Genomic DNA, 19908 nt, shown 5'->3' with positions numbered 1-19908 from the left:
TAATTGGGCGGGTGTTTTCGCATTGGGGTGCGAAGTGAAGCACACGGAGGTGTTTGCATGAGTTTGCCCCCGCAACCTGGCTCGTGGCAGCCGCCGCAGCAGGCGCAGGGTGCGCACGGCGGGCATCCGCACGGCCAGTCCTACGGCCCGCCCCCGCCGGGATATCAGGAGCCCTGGTATCCGCCCCCGGGACCGCCCAGAAGGGGCGGCGGCGCGAAGTGGGTGCTACTGGGAGTGGCGGCACTTGTCATCGTGGCGGTGTCGGTCGCGGTGACGGTAGTCGTCCTGCATTCGAATTCCGGTGGGAACTCAAAAGGTTCGACGACATCGACCGCAGCTCCGGGCATCGCCAGCGCCAACGACAACGGGCCGGTGACGGTAATTACCGAAGATCCGAGTTGTGCCCCGTGGACACCCATTATCAACACACTGGCGGCGAGCCAGCAGAACGGATGGGATAAGCGCGACCCGTCCATTCCAGCTTCAGCGTGGAGCCCGGAGCAGCGCGCGCAGTCTGAGGCGGTCGTCGCCGCGATACGTCATGCGGCCGACCAGACCGTGGCATTAGCCAAGCTGACACCGCATCGGGTGATGCGCGAACTCTACGAACAGACCATCGCGTATTGGTACGCCTACGTAGACCGGATCCCTAACTACGCGGCCAACGACAACCACCTGGTGCTTGTGACCACCGGCGCAACAGCTGCCATCGGGGCGATCTGCAACGCCATTACATATGGATCAGCGGCAGCGCGTGGACCGCTGGTCGCCGCGCCAGCCTCGCCGACGCAGGCTGCGCCGCCGGCGGCGGATCTGTCCAAGCCGCAGCGCTTCCTCAGTGCCAGCAACCCGATCTGCACCGACTGGGAGGCCGAGGTGTCTGAGTTCAATGCGGCCACCGCCGAGTGGCAGAAGACGGATTCGAGTGTCCCAGCAAGCCAGTGGAGTCCTGAACAAAAAGCGCTCAACGATGCCGTCGGACCGGTGATGAGCTCCTTCGCCGATAAGAGGGAACAGCTGGGTCGGCGCAGCAGCAACCCCACGCTGGAAGATTTCGCGGTGTTGTCTGCCCAGTACGTTCGTGCCTACGTTCTTGCGATTCCGACCTACGTCGTGGCTGACCAGTACCTCAACCAAACCGCCTCATACAGCTCCGGTGTGATCCGCCAAGCCTGCCAAGCGGTAGGGAACTAAACGATGACTGTCGCGAAACCGACCGGTGAATACGCGGACGAGATGCTCGACCCCGGCGGATGGGTGGAGACCGATGAGCAGAAACTGTACGACCGGGCGCAAGAACTGACCCGGACCCTGCAGCAGCTGACAAATTCTTTGGAAGGTCTCCAGCATGAGCAGGCCGAGATCTTCAACGGCGGTGTCTGGGAGGGTGGCGGGGCCAACGCGGCCAAGGGCAAACTCGGCGGCATCATCGATGAAGTGACCGGGTTACAGAACGACCTCGTCAAAGCCATCACTTGGTACCAGAATGTCGCCGGGACCGTTGCGCAAACCAAGACAACGATCGCCGACCGGGTGAGCAAAGCCCAGCAGGACATCGCCGTCATCGAAGACGAAGCCGACCAAGATGGCCAAGACTGGTCGGATGTGATCGAGGCGTTGGTCAAGCAGGTGCATGGCGAAAACGTCGCGGACGTCACCGAGGCCGCGGCAAAGGTACCTACCAGCGCGACCTGGAAACCGCCGACGGACGCACTAAAGAACCTCCTCAACCAAAAAGCACCGCCACCCGTGAACGGTCAAAACCCTCCGCTACCAGCAAACGCGCTTGGAGGACCCGGGAGTCCAGACGCGCCGAAAGTCCAGCTTGATGCGTACACGGCGCCCCTTCCTGGTGGTCCGGCGGGTCAGGCCGGCGATGGTGGCGTGCCTGCTGGCTTCGCTGGTCAACCGGGGGGACCTGCGCCGGGTCCTGGTGGTCCGGCGCCTCAGGCCGGCGATGGTGGCGTGCCTGCTGGCTTCGCTGGTCAACCGGGGGGACCCATGCCAGCTCCCGGCGGCCCGGGGGCGCCGCAGCCGTCGGGCGGTACGCGCATCCCCTTTAACCCGAGCCTCGGCGGCATCTCGCCGCTCGGTGGCCCTGGTGGCGGCGGGCCTGGTGGCGGTGGCGGATTGTGGAATACGGGGTTGAACAACGCCTTCGGCGGCCAAGCGGGTGGTCAGCAGAATCTGGGGTCATTGGAAGCGGCGGCATTTGGAGGGCATCCGCCGGACGCGTCGAACCTGGCGCAGGCTGGGTCGGGGCAGGGTCTCGGTCAGTCGCCGCCGAATACGCCCCTGGCCCAGGCAGCGCAGGCAGCGGTGACCAATTCCGCATCGATCGCGCCGACGGCAGCCCAAGGCCCGCCGGTCACAGCGGAGACGTCGACAACGGCGGCTGCAGGTAGCTCCGCCGCGGGTGGTGTCGGCAGTGTTGGCAGTGGCGGCGGCCACGGCGGTGGCGGCGGTGCCGGCGGTGGCGGCGGCGGAGGCATGGGCGCGCCGCCGGGGATGTCGAATGCAGGCTCGGGTGCCCCCTCCGCGATGCCTCTGCTTCCGCCGGCGACCCCGCACCCGGCAGCTCCCATGTCATCTACGGGTGGCGGCACGTCGGGCACGCCGGGTACCGGCTCGGGCGGCCCGGGTGTGCATCCCGCGTCCACCGCCAGCGTCGGCCGGGCCGGCTTTAGCGGGTCGATGGCGTCGTCGCAGCCCGAGGCCGCGCCGGCGCCGATCCCGGTGTCATCCGCACGTGCGCAGAAAGATGCCATCGCCGACGCCACCCGTCGGCAGGCCGGCGGTGATGTGCAGACGGCTTATCGGCTCGCGGCGGCGCTCAATGCCGCCGACATGGTCAACGCGACCGATTTCCGGTTCTTCTGGATGACCGCGGTGACCGCTGACGGCCAGATCGTGGTCGCCAACAGCTACGGCCTGGCCTATATCCCCGATGCGGTTAACCTGCCTGCGCAGGTGACCATGGTGTCCGCCGACGAGACCGTCCCCGTCGAAGAGCGGGCACGCTGGGCGACCTACCCGAACCTTGCCTTGCAGGGTTGGGCGGTCCATCACAACACCACGCTGAAAACGGTGATCGCCAAGCGCGAGCATTTCGCCGGCATCGATCCGGGCGTGCCGACGCAGTTTGTGGCCGACGAGGACATTCCGAGCAGCGGCAAGATGCAGGGGCGCTCACGCCTGGAGGTGGTCGACCCCATAGCGGGGGGCCGCCTGGCTTCCCTCAGCGACCTGGCGCTGGTCGACATGTTGCCGCCGGCGCCGGTGGATGCGACTCCACCGGCCGATCAGCGCAGCACGCTCTGGTGGGAGCTGATGAAGCACCTGATGAGCAGCGACGCGGATCGCGGCGCGGCGCATCTGCAGGCATTTTCGACCTATGCCACCCACGCCCAGGAACTGGCGCTGCACCGGGCCTACACCGCGGTCCATGCGGTCGAGCAACGCGCCGCGGTCGCCGACTGGCTCTACTGGCAACGCATCGCCGGATTACTCAACGACGCGCTGGCCAGCTCCGCGCGGTAGCGGCGCCGAATAGGACTCGGGCTGCTAGGTTTTCGGTCGTTGGGGCTCGCCGGGTTCTCAAGCCGCGGACGCGGTGATAGCAACTGCAGACGCATTGACGATCGCAGAACCCGTTCTGATCAGGTGCAGGACTAGCCAGACCGAAACCCCAAGGCACCCAACCAGAATTGCTGCAGTCGAGCCTCCGAATACCCCGCACTTGCCCGCCACGAGGGATCGCCGGAGGCTGTGCTGCACCGCAGCCGGTTCCCTCGGCGCACCACCCGCGCTCTCCCGTATCTGATCGCGAAATCCCTAGCGGTCTAGTCAATCAGAGCACGGGAAACCGCCCTACATGTCCGTTCGGAACGACATGTATCGCTGGGCCGGGCACCGCAAGAGTTGCCCACTTAGGCAAGTTGAGTCAGACGACCGTCCCGCCACCCGTTGGCGCCGACGTGCTGCGCGCCAGAATGACGTGTTCCGCGGGCGCCTTGCCTGCGGCGGTATCTTCACCGGGCCCCGCGTCAGCGCCGACATCGGATACCTCTTTGACAGCGGCCGAGTCGTCCCTGCCGGCGTGCGTCTGGTGATCGGATTGGCCACCCTGGTGATCTGATTGGCCGCCCTGGTGGCCGGCTTGCTCGACGCCACCGCCGGTCGACGCCGCGGCGGGAACAGCACTCGCCGTGCTGGGAGCGGCCTTGGCGGCTTGGCTGACGGCCTGGCTGAGGCTATTGGTGAGCGCACTGGCGGCGCTGGACAGTCCGCTGCCAAGGGATCCGGCCGCGCTGCCAATCCCCGACGTCATGGGCCCAAGCACTCCGCCAAGCGCGCCCACCGCGTCCTTCATCGCTCCGGTCATGGTCGCACTGACGTCTTTGAAGTTGCCCCCGCCGTTCGCCGCCGAACCCGAAGTCCCACCGGTGCTACCGGGTGCGGTAGCACCCTCGACCGCGTCCGCCGCGGTCCGCAGCCGTTCTGCCGAGCCGTGGTCGACCCCTTCGTAGGAGTACGCGGCTTGCCGCAGCGACGCCGCCAGCCTCTCGCCGATGTCGGACACCGAGCGCTGCGCGCCTTGGCGAGCGTCGATTACCCCGCGCAAGGAGTTGTGGACATCGGAGGCGATCGGCCCGTGTGTTGCAGCGACACCGGCCGCGTCATAGGCCGAGGCGGTCAACCCCGACATCCCGGTCGACACATCGTCGTGGGTCTGGGCGAACGAGCGCAGACCGTCGATGTCCGTGTACAGGTTGTCTTGGCCCATCGTGTTCCTCATCTCAACGGCGCATCGACTGGTGCGCTTCGCATAAGTCTAAGGGCGCCCGGACCTGCTCTAGCGCGCAAATTTTCGACTAACCGAACTCGGTGGCGATCTCGGTGAACGTTGCGTCGAGGCGTTCCCAGTCCGCTTCGATGGACGCGCTCGCTTGCGTTGTCGCGTTCTGCAGTGCTTCGTTGAGTCGCTGGGCGACGACTTGCGCGCCGAGCCGCAATAGACCGTCGTTGATGAAGACATCGGTGAGCCACTGATGTCCGTTGAGGGTCACCTCGACCGTCTTGGATTCATCTGTGGCCGTGAACTTCTCGGACTTCATCTTGTACAGCTGCTCGTCCATGATTGACGTCAACCGTTGTGCTTGCTGCAAGACCGCCGCCACTTGCGGATGCATCTCCGCGCTCACTTCGACTCCTCGGAATCCTTCGCGTCCTGCACGTCCTTGCGCCGGCGATTACCGATAACGCCCTCGGTCCATGCGCGGTCCTCCTTGTAGAGCTCTTCGTCGGGGGACAGGCCCGGGCTGCGCCGCTTCTCCTTGCTGCCGCCCTGACCTTGAGCGCCCTGACCCATCGGCATGCCGCCGCCCATGCCGCCGCCCGCCGGGGCGGTCGGGCCGACCCGGCCGGCTTCGGCGCCCTGCGCGGAAGGGGCGTGCGAGGCCGCGACGGCCGAACCGGTCACCGCGGGCTGCAGTGGTCCAGCGCCTCCGCCGCCCGCGCCGCCGCCTCCGGTTGACGCTGGTTTCATGCTCGGGCCCTTCGGCAGATGCGGGGAGGCTTTGGCCGCGGCCGGCATACCGCCCGGCAATCCACCTGGCAGTCCGCCACTAGGCGACCCGCCGGCAGGACTGCCTTCCGACGGGCTGCTGGGCGACCCGCCGCTTTGTGAGGCCGCGGGCTGCTGCTGCGTCGCCGGCTGAGTGGGCTGCGCCGCCATCGGCGAGGCTGCATCGGTTGGCGGGGTAGCACCGCCGGGTGACCCACCTGGTGACCCGCCGCCCCCACCTCCGAGGGCCGGTGTTTCGCCTTGTGGGTGGCTCGGCTGCTCCTCGTCGCTAGCCGGTACGGCCGGCCGGCGTGGATCGCCGTTGGTATAGACCGGCGTCGACGAAAGATCCCCGCTCTGGGGTTCGGGTGGTTGAACCCGATCGATGGTGGCGGCGGATTCATATTGCGCGCGAACGTGTTCGGAGTCCGCATATAGCTTGAAAAGGTTTCCGAGGATGCCCTGCTTCTGGTCGTCGCTGGCGGTTTCCAGTTGCTTCTTCAGTGCCATCCACTGCTCGTAAATCGGGGTGTGCTGGGCGCGCGCAGCTGTGTGGGCATCGTGAATTTTATCGGCCTCACCGGCAAGTTGCTGCCACGAGGCTGCCAAGCCTTGGAGCCAACTGCCGAAGTTGTTGAATCGGCTGTACGCGGCTTCAGAAGCTGCGCCCTCCCAGTTTCGGATCCTCACATGAAAGGGTTCGGCAGCCGTCTGAAGGTTGTTGCCGGTGGTACGCCAGAATTGCGCAACCGTCCCAAGCGCAGCGCCCTGATCGCCGTTCTTCAAGGCGTTTTCAACCTCTTCCGGGTCACCGGAGCCATGGCCAACCTTGCCCGGCATTCCCGGCGAGGTTGGGTGGGCAGCCGGCGGGATCGAGGGGCTGCCCGGGTTGATCGGACCACTCGATATCGGTTTGTTGGCATTGATTTCGCTCGTCGCCCGGAGATCGACCTCGTCATATGCCTTCGCGACGCGGTATAGCGACTCTGCGAGCCGTTTTCCTTCGGTGAAGCCCCAGGTTTGGTATTCCCAAACCGACTGCGCGTTCTTAGCGAGGTTGGCAATGGCATCCACAGACGTTGTCAGCGCGGACGGCGGCGTAATCGGGGATTGCTCTCCCTGCGTGGCCCACTTGATGCCGTTGATCTCATTCGATTTGGCCCGCAGATCATTGGTGTCGACCCTAAGTTCGTCTCCCATGCCTCCTCCTCAGGGATAAATACTCCAAAGCAACTCGCCGCTAATCACTTCTCGAGCGCCCACTGGTAGCGACTTTCCTCCCGCGGGTAAATCAGACGTATCGGCAATTGCCGGTGCCGCGGCGTGTCGATGAAGTTGTCTCGCAGAATTACCCGGCCAACACCCCGTTGCGGGCCCAGGTAGGTCGTAGCGTTCGGCCACACTAATTTGTTGACGCGCCCGATGTGGCCGTTGACGTAACTGGCGAATTCCCCAAACCGCTCTTCAAGGGTGACGACCGCGCCGGCGGCCGCCGCGCGCACGACGAATTGCGTGAACAACTGAGCATCGCCCAGGTTGATGCTGACGTCGACGTCATCGAATGGCATGTAGACGGGGTAGCGGTCCGACGTCTCTCCGACCAGCACACCCGCCGACCCGATCGGCAACTGGTAGTGCCGGTCGTTGACTGGAGTGTGCCCCTGCAGAGCCGCGCGTTGGCCGCCGAACAGGCACGAGAAGCCGCGCGGCGTTTTGGGAATGGCCAGCGTCGTCAGCAGCACCGTCGATTGCGGCGCCATCCCGGGCACCAGACGAACTCGGGTGATGGTGTGGTCGGCTCGCGCCGACCACCAGGTGTCGGGACCACCGGGCGCGGTGTAGGCGGCGGTAAACGCGCTGCGCCCCTTGATCGCAGACCAGGTCTCATGCTCGAAGCTGATCTCGGTGGCCTGGTCGAAACTGTCCATGCTGCGTGCGCAGCGCGCATCGATGCCGTGGCTGGCCAGCTGATCGGCGATGCGCGTTGTTGATGCGACCAGATACCGGGCGAGCCCGGCGACGCCGACGTCACGCCGGTGCGCCGATTTGCGCGCCGTCTCCGGATCGGCCCGTAGCACAATCCACGTTCGGCGGTTGGCCGGCGCAGGATAGGGGCCGATCACCTGCTGGTAGAGACCGACCAGGTTCGCCGGAGCGGTCTTGCCGACGCGGTATCCGGCCGATACGACGTCGGCCTCCAGATCGGGGCAGTGCGCCGAGACCAGTCGCTGGACCAGCCGGGTATCCACCACGTCATCGGTGTGGGCTCCTCCGTTCACGATCACCGTCGGGGTGAACGGCCGGGGGATCAGCTCGATGATCGAGACCAGGTGATCGTCCTGCCAGCGCACGGCCACGTGGTCTCCGGGCAGCACCGTCGCACCAACCGCGGGCACCGAGGGAGATGCAGGAGCGCTGCGGCGCCGTCGACGCCACGAGTTCAACGCCTGTATCCATCCGGTCAGGCGCCGGTTGCGCACTGTGACGACAGACGCCAGCACGAGTACCACCGCCAGCGTCACGCCGACCCACAGGTAGCCCAGTCTGATGGACGCCGCGACGCACGCCGGCGCCAAAGCCGCCGCCACCATTGCATGGCCGCTGGTGAAGCGCAGGCCGACCACGTTGCTCATCGGCGTCTCAATGCTCGTCGGGTCAGCGCCGCCACGCCCAGCACCGCTGCCAAGCCCAGACCTGCTACGACCACCATCGTGATCGGGCCGCGGTCGGGCGGCGGGATGTACACCGGCGGTGGGATTCGCTTGACGTTGAACGGCGCGGTCTTCGGGCCGGGCGGAAGGTCCCAGGTCAGTGCGGCGACCGGATCGACAACGCCGGCGCCGACGAGGTCGTCGACTCCGCCCCCCGGGTGTCGCGCGGTGGCGGTGAGCCGGTTGATGATCTGCGCCGCGGTCAGGTTGGGGAACCGCTGCCGCAGCAGCGCGGCCACCCCGGACACGTATGCCGCGGAAAACGAGGTGCCAGCGATCGGAATCGGGCCGTCCTGGCCTTGCAGCGCATTGACCGGGTTGCCGTCGTAGCCCAGCGCGATGATGTTGTCGCCCGGGGCCACCGCCCCCAACCACGGCCCGTGCATGGAGAAGTTGCTGGGTTGTGCGTCCTGCCCGAAGCTGCCGATCGTCAGGACCAACGGGTCATACCACGCCGGCGTGACGATCGTTTGGACCTCCTGCCAGCCTCGCGGGTCATTGGGTATCGATTGGTCGGGCGGCGGATTCTGCGTGCAGTCCTGGCCGGTGTTACCCGCGGCGACGATGATCACCACGTTTTTGACGTTCACGGCGTAGTTGACGGCCGCCCCGAGCGTCGACTCGTCCACCGGTCTGGTCACCTTCACACAGGCGGCCTCACTGACGTTGATGACATTCGCGCCGATATTCGCGGCATGCACTATCGCCCGCGCCAGGCTGCGGATCGATCCGGCCGTCTGGGTGCTATTGGGATCGTTGGGGTCGATGTGCGCGCCGACCGGCTGAAACGCCTCGGAGGTCTGGCGCAGCGACAGCAGCCGTGCTTCGGGCGCGACACCGATGAATCCGTCGGTGGGAGCCGGCCGGCCCGCGATGATCGACGCGGTCAACGTGCCGTGGGAGTCGCAGTCAGACAGGCCGTTGCCCGCCTTGTCGACGAAATCTCCGCCCGGCTCGGCGGGTACTCGCGGCGATGCGTTCACCCCGGTGTCGACCACCGCGACCGTCACCCCGGCGCCGGTGGCGAATTTCTGCGCCTCACTGACATGCAGGTAGTTGTTGGCCCACGGCGGATCGGCGAAGTTAGCACCGGGGAATGACGTCGGCGCCGAGCAGACCCGACGCTGCTCGGTGGGTTGGTCCGGCCCCATCTCGTCGGGCGGCATGGCACCCGGATTGATAACGGGAGGCGCGATCGCAAAAACCGGGGGCGCAGTCAGCAACGCTAGCGTCGCTGCCGCCAGCACGACGGCCAGACGGCGCACCATCGACCACCCCTTTCCGCTACCAGCCTGATCAAACCGGGGCCACCGCAGACACGACAAACTGCGGACCACCCAGCCGAGAGCAACATATTCGCACCCATGAGGCGGCACGCAGTCACCGCTAATCCTACGGCTCGGGAAACCTAGCCCGTTCCGGTTTTTCTGCGCGGCCAGCTGCGCTCATCGGGTCGCTCATCGCAGGCGACTTCGTCCGGTGGGCTGCTACAGCCTTCGGGCGAGGTCTTCGCCGTCGTCCCGGTGGGCATGCTCGGGCGGCAGCTCCGGAACCGGGCTGAGGCTTTGCAGCTTGTCGCCAGGTCCTGCTTGCGGTCCGGCCGCGGCATGGTCATCCCGGTCACGGTCTTGCTGAGGCCCAGCCTGAGCCTGAGCGGGAGCCTTGGCGTCGTCGCGCTCTTGTTGCTGCGCGCCTGCCATACCGCCCGGACCTTGGCCGGCGCCGGTGCCGCCGCTATCCGGGCCCTGCCCGCCGAATGCGTGTTCTCCCCCACCATGGCCCGCGCCCTGGAATGCCTGCATCATGGGCTGCATCAACGAGCTGAAGCTGCCGGGGATCTGCCCTGCCATTTGCGCGGGAGCGCCGGCCATCTGGCCGGCCTGGCCCCCTAATTGGCCCAACATTTGGACCACTTGCATCACGCCCTGCTCCCCGGAGTCCTCGGAGCCTTGATATGCGACGTTCGACGCGGCCACTTTGCCCGAGAACATCGTCTCCTTGCCCTGCAACGCCGCCATATTGGCTTCCAACGGGGCGCCCAGCGTCGGCAGGACACCAGCGATCGTCTGGCTCATCAGGTCCTCGCCCGGCGTCACCGTCGGGAGCTGGGGCATTTGTATCCCCGTCGTGGCCGGCCAGTTCTGCTCCTGCCCCCTCCAGAAGTTCATGGGGACCGCCTCCTCTCCGGGATTCGTTGCTCACCACTCATCGTCGCCCTCATCCTCGGCGAGGTCGTGATCGAGCGGCGACGGAACCGCGAGACCCGCTCGGGAGCCTCCTCCACCGCCTCCGTGGGCGCCCATCCCCATCATGCCCATTCCACCCATTCCGCCCATGGCGCCGCCGGCGCCGACGGGTGCCGCACCGGCGGTCGCGGTGACGCCCGCCAGCGCGCCGTGCTCTTCGGCGGTCGCCGCCGGGGTGGTGCTGGTGTGCTTGTCCACCAGCTTGGCCATCAGCGGGGTCCGCGGCGAGCTGCCGCCGGCGCCGGGCACCGACGCGCCGCGCATCATTCCCGCCCCCGAACCGGCGCCCGAGCCACCCGCGGCCGGGTGACCGGAGAACGCGGCGAAGGGGGATGAGTCCGCGCCTGGCCCGCCAGCCCCTCCCTTGCCGAGTTGCCCGAACATCGACGAAATCTGTTGCAAGGGCTGGGTCAGCTGCTGCAGCCCCTGCCCACCACCCAAGCCCTGGCCCAGCTGCTGCGGCAGCTGCCCAACCTGGGAGACCAACTGGCTCATCATTTGGGCGCCTTGCTGCGAGTCCTGACTGGCTTGTCCTGCCCCCGGCGCCCCACCGGGCGGGATAGGTATCCCCGCGGGGTTGACGGCCGGCACGCCCAGATTGCTCGCCAGTTCACTGGTGCTGGCGGTGACGTCGGCCATGTTCTGCGACTGGCCCAGCCTGACCATGCTTTGCAAGAGCTCGTCTTTGTTCTGGACCGGCATGGCCTCAATCGCCTCGCACGCGTGCTGCGTCTCCTGCGCGGTCGCGTTCACCATCGCCTTGGTTTTGGTCACGGCCGCCGCCATGGCGTGCAGCTGCAGCGCGATGGCCGAGGCCTGGGCGGCATTGATTTCATGACCGTTGATGATCGTGCTGGCCTCGCCCAGCGCCGCGTCGGCCGCGGGCCCCGTCCAGCTGTTGGCCATTCCCGCATGCTGCCCCTGCAGTTGCGGCACCACGACGCCGGTCAGGTGCGCCGCCAGCTGTTCGAACTCCTGCGCGGCCGCCGTGAGCGTTTCCTCCTCGACATTCGGCCAGCCGGGACCCATCAATGTCTGCGACCCGTACGGGCTGCTATCGGGCGGGACGCCCATGACGCGACCTCTTTCCGCGTGCGGCGGTGTGTAGCTAAAACATTACTGCGCGGCTGGCACTGCTTTTGACACTTTTTATTGTCGTGGACCCGGGCGGTCGGAGCACATTATTCTTTCCCGGCGGCACTGCTGGCCTGCCAGAGCCAGCCACGCCGCCATGGTTTGTCACAAATGTTCTAATCGCGTCACCGTTTACTGGTGATTCGACGACGGAATCACAGGCCGGGCGTGTTTAGCTGGCGCGATGCGCATTCCCTCTGTGCTGCAGCAGGATCAGTCGAGAACGGTGCACATTGGACTCGCCGCCGTGATCGGCGTCGCCGCTGCCGCCGTGGTTGGAACTACAGCGGGCTGGCGGTACGCCCCGCCGGCAGGATGGATCGCGACCGTCGCCGTCTATCTGATCTGGACCTGGGCGAGCATCGCCGGCATGACCGCGGATGCAATCGAACGCCTTGTGCAGCAGCGACATCCGGCGCGCCGGCCGGCCGAGACCATCGTGGTGCTAGCCAGCATCGCCAGCCTCGCAGGCGTCGCCTACCTGCTCGTCGCCAGCAATGTCAAAGGGCCGGACAGCGCTATCGCCGCCGCCGTGGGGTTTTTAAGTGTGATCGCCTCCTGGTTGGCGGTGCATGTTGTTTACACCCTGCGCTACGCGGTGCAGTACTACACCGAACCGGTGGGCGGGGTCGACTTCAATCAAGACGAGAAGCCCACCTTCGCCGACTTCGCCTATCTGGCGTTCACCATCGCCGTGACCTATGGCGTGACGGACACGACCTTGAAGAATCGCGCAATTAGGCTCTCGGCGTTGCAGCAAGCGATGGTGTCGTATCTGTTCGGCACGGTGATTCTGGCGGTCACCGTCCAGGTGATCGGCACGCTCAGCGGTCTCTAGGCGGGCGGCCTCTCAGGCTTCGTACGTGACGTGGTACCAGTGTCGGACCGGCTTATGGTTGTCGGCTTGACCGGTGTCCGTCGCGCTGACCACGTTGACGTCGGTCACGTCGGGATTGTGGGCCTCGATGTAGCGCTCCAACTCGTGCAACAGGGCGCGGTGCGGCTGATCTGGGTTGGCGAGCGCTTTCGCCGTGTGTGTTTGTGGCACGCAACTGATTATGCCGACAACGCGCGCCGGCTATTGCGCCTAGAGGGTATCCGCCCATCGCAGGATCTCCGGAGTGACCGGGTCAGTGATATCGGCGAACTCCGGGTGTTTTTTGACGAACGCGGCAACCATCGGGCAGAGGGCGACGACGCGTTTGCCGTCCGCGCGGGTCGCCTCGAGAGCTTCCCGCACCAGGATGTTCGCCAAGCCGCGTCCGCCGAACCGTTCATCGACCTCGGTGTGGTAGAAAACCCGCTGGTTGTCGTGGTCAGCGACGGCGGCGAGCCCGACGGTCTCGCCATCGACGGCGATCGTGTACTTCCCGTTTGCGGCGCTGACGGTGGTCTGGGCGCCGGTCTTGTCCGTGGTCATCTGCGTTCCTTAGCTACCCGGTCTATCGGCGGCGGAGGGACGTGGCAGCAGCCGGGTGGTGGGCAGTGCGGGTGCGGGCAGCCTTGCCGGAGTCCCCTGGTAGCCGTGCACGGCGCCGAAGCGTTCGTCGGCCTCTTCCCACTGCCGTCGGTACTCGGCGATCTCGTCGTGGCTTCGTCCGACGAAGTTCCACCACATCACCAGCTGCTCGGTGAACGGTGTGCCGCCCAGCAGCAAAACGCGACCGGGCCGATCGCCGTCGTTCTGTAGCACCAGTGCGGAGCTGCCCGGGGCTTGATAGCCGAGGTCGCCGACGGCCAGCGCGGCGCCGTCCATGGCAACGGCGCCCTGGTCGCACAGCACGCCGTGTTCAAACGCCGGGTCGACCTCCAACGTCACCCGGGCGCCGGCTTCCAAGTCGAGCTGGGCGCCCAGCAGCGGGGTGAAGGTGTGCACCGGCGAGCGGCTGCCGGCCAGCCGCCCCAGGAAGATGCGTGCGACGGCGCCCGGCAGCGAGATCGGCTCGGGCGCATAGTGGCTGAAGTCACGACTGGTGTTGCGATCGGAATCCGGCAACGCCGCCCACAACTGCACGCCATGCAGTACCGACGTCGCGTCGCGATCGGCTGCGACGGATACCTCCGAGTGGCAAATTCCGGCGCCGGCAGTCATCAGATTGAGCTCACCGGGGCGAACGACGGCATGGACGCCGGCGCTGTCGCGGTGTTCCACCTCGCCGCTGAACAGCCAGCTGATTGTCTGCAGCCCAGTGTGTGGATGCGGCGCGACGTCCATGCCGCTGGAGCTTCGAAGATCGTGCGGCCCGTAGTGATCGGCAAAACACCACGCGCCGATGAGTGACCGTTGCCGCTGCGGAAGCGTGCGGCGGACCAGGATCGCACGCGGGCCGCCCAACGGGACCTCCCGTGGCCGCAACACCTCCAGGCCCTCGAGATGCGAGGCGCGACAGGCAACTTCGACGGGCGCGGTCTCGAGATTGCTCATCGTCCACCCTTCGTCAGGGGCGATACCGCGCCGACACCGCAACACTACGCGGCGGCGGCAGAGCTGGTGGCTTACTTGCGTGGTGGCCGCAACACTTGCATGGCGAGCCGCATCAGCGGTTCGGGAACCCGGTCCTTCGCGGAAAGCGCCGCACTGCCCACGCGAGTCCGGAGCAGCGTGCCGCGGCCGAACATCCGGTTCAACGGGCCACCGGACGGCTCGATCTCGACGTGCAGCGGCGGAGCGCCTTCCGAAGCGCCCAGCGCCTGGGATATGACGATCCGCTGAATCTCGCTGGTGCCCTCAAAGATGGTGTACAGCTTGGCATCTCGATACCACTTCTCCACCGGGTGATCGGTGATGTAGCCCCAACCGCCCATCGTCTGAATGGCCCGCTCGGTGGCCTTGACCGCAACCTCGCTGGCGGCCATCTTCGACATGGAACCCTCGCCACGCTCGAACGGGATCCCTTTGGCCGCCATCCACGACGCTCGCCACGTCAACAGCCGCGCCGCATCGATCTGGGTGGCCAGCTCGGCCAGTGGAAAAGCTATGCCCTGGTTGTCGATGATCGGGCCGCCGAACGCCTCGCGTGTGGTGGCGTAGCTGGTGGCATATTCCAGCGCAGCCCGCGCGATGCCGATCGCCTGGGCGGCGACCATCGGACGAGTCTGCTCGAAGGTGCCCAATGTCGCCGAGCCGGAACGTTGTGCGCCGGCGACGACCTCCCGCGCCTTGGCAAGTTTGTGTTCGAGCTTTTCTTGCCCGCCCAGCAGGTTGGCCTCCGGAACACGTACCCCGTCGAGAAGCAGCTCGGCGGTGTGCGATGCCCGGCAGCCCAGTTTGTCGAGCTTGCGCACCAGCTTCAGACCGGGTGTGCCGCCCGGGACGATGAACAACGCCTGGCCCCGGTGACCGAGCTCTTCGTCGACGACCGCGTTGACCACATGCACGTCGGCGATACCTCCGTTGCCGATCCACATCTTGTGACCGTCGATCACCCAGTCGCCGCCGTCGCGCCGCGCGCAGGTCCGCAGATTTCGTACGTCGCTGCCGCCCTCCGGTTCGGATATCGCCAGCGCCGCGAGCTTGAGGTCGCCCGGGGTTCCGAAACACTGCGGCGCCCACTCCAGCATCTGCTCCGGAGAGGCGGCTTGCCCGATGGCCGAAAGCGCCAGCGCCGGCATGACGATCGCCAAACCGATTCCAGCGCAACCCCAGAACAGTTCCTCCATGAACATCGGCAACGAAAGACCGGTCGGATCGCCGATAAGGTCGCGGTAGAACAGCGGGCTGTAGAAGCCGCGTTGCGCGGCTTCCTCCAGCACCGGCCAGGGGAACTCCTGTCGCTGGTCGTAGTCAAGGGCGACAGGACGAACGACCGACTCGGCGAACTCGTGAGTGCGCCGCGCCAGGTCGTGTTGCGCTGCCGTCGGCGTCAAGTCAAACGTCATGCGCGTCACTCCTTGATCCGGGCTGCGCCGGCGGCGTCGTCGTCGCCGCGGGTCGTCGATCCCCCAGTGTCGGTCGCCCTGGTATTACCCCCTGTCAGCCGGTTCAACCCAACCGTTGCAACGAGTCAGGCCGCCGTCTGCGGCCCGATGCGGCGGATCGGCAGATGAAACACCGTGGCGGTCACCGGCACGGTGTCGGCCTCGCGCCGCGCCAGCAGCGCAGCGTTGTCGGGCAGTTGTCGTGAGTTGATCTCGCCGGCCGCGATCTGGCGCAGGGCGGCGTGAGCTGCAGCCAGTTGTTCACGCTTGCGGTACTGGCCGCCAGGCAGTTTGACACCGGCCCACACGCCGTATTCTTCCCGGTTCTCGACGGCGTATCGCGCGCACAATCGTTGCTGTGCCAGTGGGCACCGCCGAAGGCACAGCAGCCGCGCCTCGGTGGCCGACTGTTCATAAGCGCGTGCCTTGGCAGCACCGTCACCGCCGTCATCGTCGGCGTAGCCGAACCACAACTCCGGGTTGACCGAACATGGATGCCCCATCAGTTTGCCTCCTTAGCCTGAAACGTATGCGGAATCGTATACACTGATCGCGAGCCTTGGCAAGAGAAACGTGATGAAAACGTATATTTGCAGGACAACGCGTACGCCTGTGTAGTATTCGAATATGCCCGGAGCGCTGCGGTGAGCCGCGAATCCGCAGGGGCGGCCATCCGGGAGCTGCGTGAGTCGCGCGACTGGTCGCTCGCCGACTTCGCCTCGGCAACGGGCGTGAGCATCATGGGCCTGAGCTACCTCGAGCGAGGAGCCCGTAAGCCACATAAAAGCACTGTTCAGAAGGTAGAGAATGGGCTCGGCCTGCCGCCGGGTACCTACTCGCGTCTCGTGGTCGCCGCCGATCCGGCGGCCGAACTGGAGCGGTTGACGGCCGTCGGGCCGGCAGAACCCACGCCTACGCGACCCACCGGGCCCATTGTCGTGGACCGGCACACCGATACGGAAGTACTCGAAGGATACGCCGAAGCTCAGCTCGATGCCCTGAATTCGGTGATCGAGCGACTACCCGAGACGACATCAAACGAATATGAGACGTATATTCTCTCTGTGATCGGACAGTGCGTGAAGGCTGAGATGCTGGCCGCCAACTCCTGGCGGGTCGCGGTCAACGCCGACGCAGCTTCGGCAGGACGGTTGATGCGGCATCTGCGGGCCTTGGAGACCACGCGCGGTGCGCTCCTGGAGCGCATGCCGATGAGTCTCAGTGCGCGGTTCGACCGGGCGTGCGCCCACTCATCGCTGCCGGAGCCGGTCATCGCAGCGCTGCTCGGCGTCAGTGCCGCGGAAATGTGGGACATCCGAAATCGGGGCGTCATCCCGCCAGGAGCGCTACCACGCGTGCGGGCCTTCGCTGATCTGGCCGACGGCAACGGGAGTGACGACGACACCAAGGGAGGAGAAGCATGGTGAGTGGGAACGAATTGGCGGCGTTAAGCCATGCGCACCAACTGTTTGCCGGCCCTACTCGTCCAGTACCGGTGGACGTCGAGGCGGCCCGGTACGACAAGATGTTAGAGCGAGCTGCGGGACTGAATACCGGAGGGGGACAAGAGCTTTACCGTTCCGCAGTCGACCGTAGCCGGAAAGCCCTGCGATCGGCCGAGACGATTGATGCCGAGGTCGCCGCGACGGCGTCGCGCGCGCACCGGGATCACGCCAACGCCCGCACCCTGACCCGGAATGTCCTCGACGAGGCCCGCGCCGACACCGCAACACCGGACACGCCGATGGCGCAGCGCGAGGCGATGCGCCGCCGGGTGGCGCGGCTGCGGGCTCAACGAGCGCATGTGTTGGACGCCCGTCAGCACGCCCGTCGGCATCGGGCGGCGTTGCGCGCCTTGCACTACCGAGTCATGTCCCGCGGCGGTCACCGGGCCGGGCTGCGGTTGCCGCCAGCCAACACTCGCGCCGGCATCGCGGTACGGGCAGCGTTGTCACGGCTGGGCAGGCCGTACGTTTGGGGCGCAACCGGGCCCGACCAGTTCGATTGTTCGGGGCTGACCCAGTGGTCCTACGCGCGGGCGGGAATTCACTTGGACCGCACCACTTATCAGCAGATACATGACGGAATCCCGGTCCCGCCCGCACAGGTACGCCCGGGCGACCTGGTCTTCCCCAGCACCGGACACGTGCAGATGGCGATCGGCAACAACCTGGTCGTCGAAGCACCCCATGCCGGCGCTACGGTCCGGATCAGCCCGCTAGGCACCGGCGTGCAGATCCGGCGCCCGGTGGGGTGACGGTGATGGTTGTTGAGCGCTCTGCCCGTGAGTACGGTCAACCCATGGCGGACCAGGCCGGGCAGTCGATCGACGCCATCGGGGACGCGCAAGCCGCGCTAGCGAGGCAACATGCGGCGGCCGCGGAGGCCGACTGCGCTCTCACGGAAGCACTCGCCAGCGCGCATGCCGCAACGGTGGACGGCATCAGGCGGCTCGACGCGATCGCGGCCGACATCGACCTCGCAGTGGCGAACCAGGCGGCCATTGGGCTCGATACCGCGATGGGGGCGCGGGAGTTCCAGAAGTTCCTGATCACCAAGCAACGAGAGATCCTGGCTGTGGTGTCCGATGCCCACGAGCTCGACGCCGCGAAAAAGGCCTTGTTGGAGAAGTTGACGGCGCACTACAGCGCCTCCGCCGGCTAGCGCTTCGCTGCCGTCGCGTTGCCGGGTACCGCTGTGTACTAGTGAATTGTCGACAGCGAAGCCCCTGGCTAGTGTCGCCAGCATGGTGGGGCCGCAGACCGATCCGATCTCGCACGCAACGTCGCTCTGCTGAGCGATGGCGACGCCTGACGATGTGCTCGCCGCGGTCGAGCACGTCAAGGAATGCACGGGCGACCCAGCAGCCTGGCTGGCCGGTCTGACACCGCGAGACATAACGGATGTGGTGACGATATTTGCAGCAAGCCCGCAACGGTTGGACGGAGTTATTGCCACGATCCGCCAACAGCATCCGGATCTGTTCGACTCCAGCACGGGGCAGATGATGGTCCCGCCGCAGACGGGACCTGCCGCCCGCCGGCCAGCGGGTCCGCAACCTGACAATCCCGCCGCCGACCATCAGGAGGGCGCGGCGGCAGACACCATCAGAGACGCAGAAGCCGCTCTGGCACAACAGAATTCGACAACTGCTCAGATCGATCTGCAAGTGGTCACGGCGGTTCTCAATGCGCACCAAAGGAACGCCGAGGGTCGGGAGGCATTGGACAGACTGCAGCGTGATATCGAGGCGGCGGTCACGACGCGATCCGATTTGGACACCCCGGCAGGGGCGCGCGACTTTCAGCGCTTCCTGATCGGCAAGCTCAGGGATATCCGCGCCGTGGTGGCCAGTGCAAGCCTTGACGACACGTCGAGCTCGGCCTTGATGGCCGCCTGGACATCGCTGTACAACGCTTCCAAGCCCGACGTGGGTGGTGCGGACCAATCCCGCCAGCCCATCGGTTGGCCCACTGGTTCTGCAGCCGATAGCGCGGGCCAAAGCGGGCCAGCAGCAGCCGATACCGGTTTGGAACCCTACTTTGATTCGCTGCCCGCCGACGATTCCGGCTTCCTAACTGAGGACATGCCGCCACAGATCCCGTCGTCACCGCCGCCGATGACCCCGACGATGCCGAGTATTCCGGCGTTTGGAGGGGGAGGCATCCCGGGCGGGGGAGCGATGCCCAGTTTGCCTATGCCGGGCGGCTTTCCGCTGCCCGGGCCACTGCAAGGCGCCGCGGACAAGGGTTCGCCCAAGGACCTCGACGACGGGCTGCTGGACTCCGACGACCCGGAGGACCGGGCATCCTCGGCGAAGGACGGCGACGAGCGGGCGGAGCATCACGAGGCCGAATCCGCGGCGACCCAGCCGCCGGCCGGCCCGACGACCGTCACCCTGCCCACCGGGGAAACGGTCACCGCTGCCAATCCTCAGCTCGCCGCAGCCATCAAGGCGGCCGCGGGCGGGATGCCAATCGCAGATGCGTTTCGCCAGGAAGGGATTACCATTCCGCCGCCGGGGACTGCGGTCAGCGACCCGGTCGACCCGTCGCGACTCACACCCGGGGACATCGGCATGTTCACCGATCGCCACGCTCTTGCCCTCGGTCAAAGCGAAGCCGTGCTCAACGGTCAGATCCAGCACATTTCCACCGTGAACGGGCCCAGCTTCCTAGGCTGGGAGCATCCTCCTGGACCGATCGCAACGGCCGTACCGGACAGGACCGCCCCACCGGCGGCCACCAGGCCGGCCACGGCCGAGAGACTCGAGAGAGCGTAGTAGAAATCCGGCGCCACGCCGGCACACCAACAGATATCAAGGAGACAGCGG

Annotated in this window: 19 protein-coding genes; 7 read left to right on the top strand and 12 right to left on the bottom strand. The window is 66.5% G+C overall.

Annotated elements, in window-relative coordinates; all coding sequences use genetic code 11:
- Positions 1 to 57 precede the first annotated feature (57 nt).
- Positions 58 to 1194, top strand: a complete 1137-nt coding sequence (locus VNW74_RS07285; protein WP_325675931.1) for a hypothetical protein — start codon at positions 58 to 60, stop codon at positions 1192 to 1194.
- 3 nt (positions 1195 to 1197) lie between these two features.
- Positions 1198 to 3540 carry a secretion protein EspK gene (locus tag VNW74_RS07280; protein WP_325675930.1) on the top strand — a complete coding sequence of 781 codons (2343 nt, stop codon included), beginning with the start codon at positions 1198 to 1200 and terminating at the stop codon, positions 3538 to 3540.
- A gap of 403 nt (positions 3541 to 3943) precedes the next feature.
- On the opposite strand, the gene VNW74_RS07275 is transcribed toward VNW74_RS07280, so the two are convergent.
- From VNW74_RS07275 to VNW74_RS07245, 7 genes are all read right to left on the bottom strand, one after another.
- Positions 3944 to 4786: a type VII secretion target gene (locus VNW74_RS07275; RefSeq protein WP_325675929.1), complete on the bottom strand. Its 843-nt coding sequence runs from the start codon at positions 4784 to 4786 to the stop codon at positions 3944 to 3946.
- 88 nt (positions 4787 to 4874) lie between these two features.
- A complete protein-coding gene (locus VNW74_RS07270) occupies positions 4875 to 5192 on the bottom strand; it encodes a YbaB/EbfC family nucleoid-associated protein (RefSeq protein WP_325675985.1) in 318 nt (105 codons plus the stop codon).
- An 8-nt stretch (positions 5193 to 5200) separates the two neighbouring features.
- Complete coding sequence (locus VNW74_RS07265; protein ID WP_325675928.1) at positions 5201 to 6766, bottom strand: PPE domain-containing protein; 1566 nt, start codon at positions 6764 to 6766, stop codon at positions 5201 to 5203.
- A gap of 44 nt (positions 6767 to 6810) precedes the next feature.
- Positions 6811 to 8199 carry a type VII secretion protein EccE gene (eccE, locus tag VNW74_RS07260; protein WP_325675927.1) on the bottom strand — a complete coding sequence of 463 codons (1389 nt, stop codon included), beginning with the start codon at positions 8197 to 8199 and terminating at the stop codon, positions 6811 to 6813.
- Complete coding sequence (gene mycP, locus VNW74_RS07255; protein ID WP_414686618.1) at positions 8196 to 9545, bottom strand: type VII secretion-associated serine protease mycosin; 1350 nt, start codon at positions 9543 to 9545, stop codon at positions 8196 to 8198. The genes eccE and mycP overlap by 4 nt, the downstream gene beginning before the upstream one ends.
- Before the next feature lie 219 nt (positions 9546 to 9764).
- Positions 9765 to 10445 carry a hypothetical protein gene (locus VNW74_RS07250; RefSeq protein ID WP_325675926.1) on the bottom strand — a complete coding sequence of 227 codons (681 nt, stop codon included), beginning with the start codon at positions 10443 to 10445 and terminating at the stop codon, positions 9765 to 9767.
- 30 nt (positions 10446 to 10475) lie between these two features.
- Entirely contained in the window at positions 10476 to 11597 is a 1122-nt protein-coding gene (locus tag VNW74_RS07245) for a hypothetical protein (protein ID WP_325675925.1), read from the bottom strand.
- Positions 11598 to 11904: 307 nt separating this feature from the next.
- Between VNW74_RS07245 and VNW74_RS07240 the strand changes: the two genes are divergently transcribed.
- Positions 11905 to 12495 (top strand): DUF1345 domain-containing protein, encoded by a 591-nt coding sequence (locus VNW74_RS07240; protein ID WP_325675924.1) that lies wholly within the window; start codon positions 11905 to 11907, stop codon positions 12493 to 12495.
- A gap of 12 nt (positions 12496 to 12507) precedes the next feature.
- Here the strand turns inward: VNW74_RS07240 and VNW74_RS07235 are convergent, their stop codons facing one another.
- From VNW74_RS07235 to VNW74_RS07215, 5 genes are all read right to left on the bottom strand, one after another.
- Entirely contained in the window at positions 12508 to 12705 is a 198-nt protein-coding gene (locus VNW74_RS07235; RefSeq protein WP_325675923.1) for a hypothetical protein, read from the bottom strand.
- Between the two features lie 39 nt (positions 12706 to 12744).
- Positions 12745 to 13077, bottom strand: coding sequence for a GNAT family N-acetyltransferase (locus VNW74_RS07230; protein WP_325675922.1), 333 nt, complete (start codon positions 13075 to 13077; stop codon positions 12745 to 12747).
- Positions 13078 to 13086: 9 nt separating this feature from the next.
- Complete coding sequence (locus tag VNW74_RS07225) at positions 13087 to 14082, bottom strand: pirin family protein (protein WP_325675921.1); 996 nt, start codon at positions 14080 to 14082, stop codon at positions 13087 to 13089.
- 71 nt (positions 14083 to 14153) lie between these two features.
- Positions 14154 to 15536 (bottom strand): acyl-CoA dehydrogenase family protein, encoded by a 1383-nt coding sequence (locus VNW74_RS07220; protein WP_325675920.1) that lies wholly within the window; start codon positions 15534 to 15536, stop codon positions 14154 to 14156.
- A 125-nt stretch (positions 15537 to 15661) separates the two neighbouring features.
- Positions 15662 to 16078 carry a WhiB family transcriptional regulator gene (locus tag VNW74_RS07215; RefSeq protein WP_325675919.1) on the bottom strand — a complete coding sequence of 139 codons (417 nt, stop codon included), beginning with the start codon at positions 16076 to 16078 and terminating at the stop codon, positions 15662 to 15664.
- Between the two features lie 141 nt (positions 16079 to 16219).
- Here VNW74_RS07215 and VNW74_RS07210 point away from each other — a divergent pair, with 141 nt between their 5' ends.
- The 4 genes from VNW74_RS07210 to VNW74_RS07195 all read left to right on the top strand — a co-directional run bounded on the left by VNW74_RS07210 (position 16220) and on the right by VNW74_RS07195 (position 19857).
- The gene (locus VNW74_RS07210; RefSeq protein WP_325675918.1) at positions 16220 to 17002 is read left to right on the top strand and encodes a helix-turn-helix transcriptional regulator; all 783 of its coding nucleotides are present in this window, start codon (positions 16220 to 16222) and stop codon (positions 17000 to 17002) included.
- Positions 16999 to 17832 (top strand): C40 family peptidase, encoded by an 834-nt coding sequence (locus tag VNW74_RS07205; RefSeq protein ID WP_325675983.1) that lies wholly within the window; start codon positions 16999 to 17001, stop codon positions 17830 to 17832. The genes VNW74_RS07210 and VNW74_RS07205 overlap by 4 nt, the downstream gene beginning before the upstream one ends.
- 44 nt (positions 17833 to 17876) lie before the next feature.
- On the top strand, positions 17877 to 18239 hold the full coding sequence (locus tag VNW74_RS07200; RefSeq protein ID WP_325675917.1) for a DUF4226 domain-containing protein: 363 nt from the start codon (positions 17877 to 17879) through the stop codon (positions 18237 to 18239).
- Positions 18240 to 18375: 136 nt separating this feature from the next.
- On the top strand, positions 18376 to 19857 hold the full coding sequence (locus VNW74_RS07195; RefSeq protein ID WP_325675916.1) for a DUF4226 domain-containing protein: 1482 nt from the start codon (positions 18376 to 18378) through the stop codon (positions 19855 to 19857).
- Positions 19858 to 19908: the final 51 nt, after the last annotated feature.

Origin of the sequence: Mycobacterium sp. (assembly GCF_035570115.1) — a bacterium.
GTDB lineage: Bacteria > Actinomycetota > Actinomycetes > Mycobacteriales > Mycobacteriaceae > Mycobacterium.
This window is presented reverse-complemented; position numbering and strand designations above follow the sequence as displayed.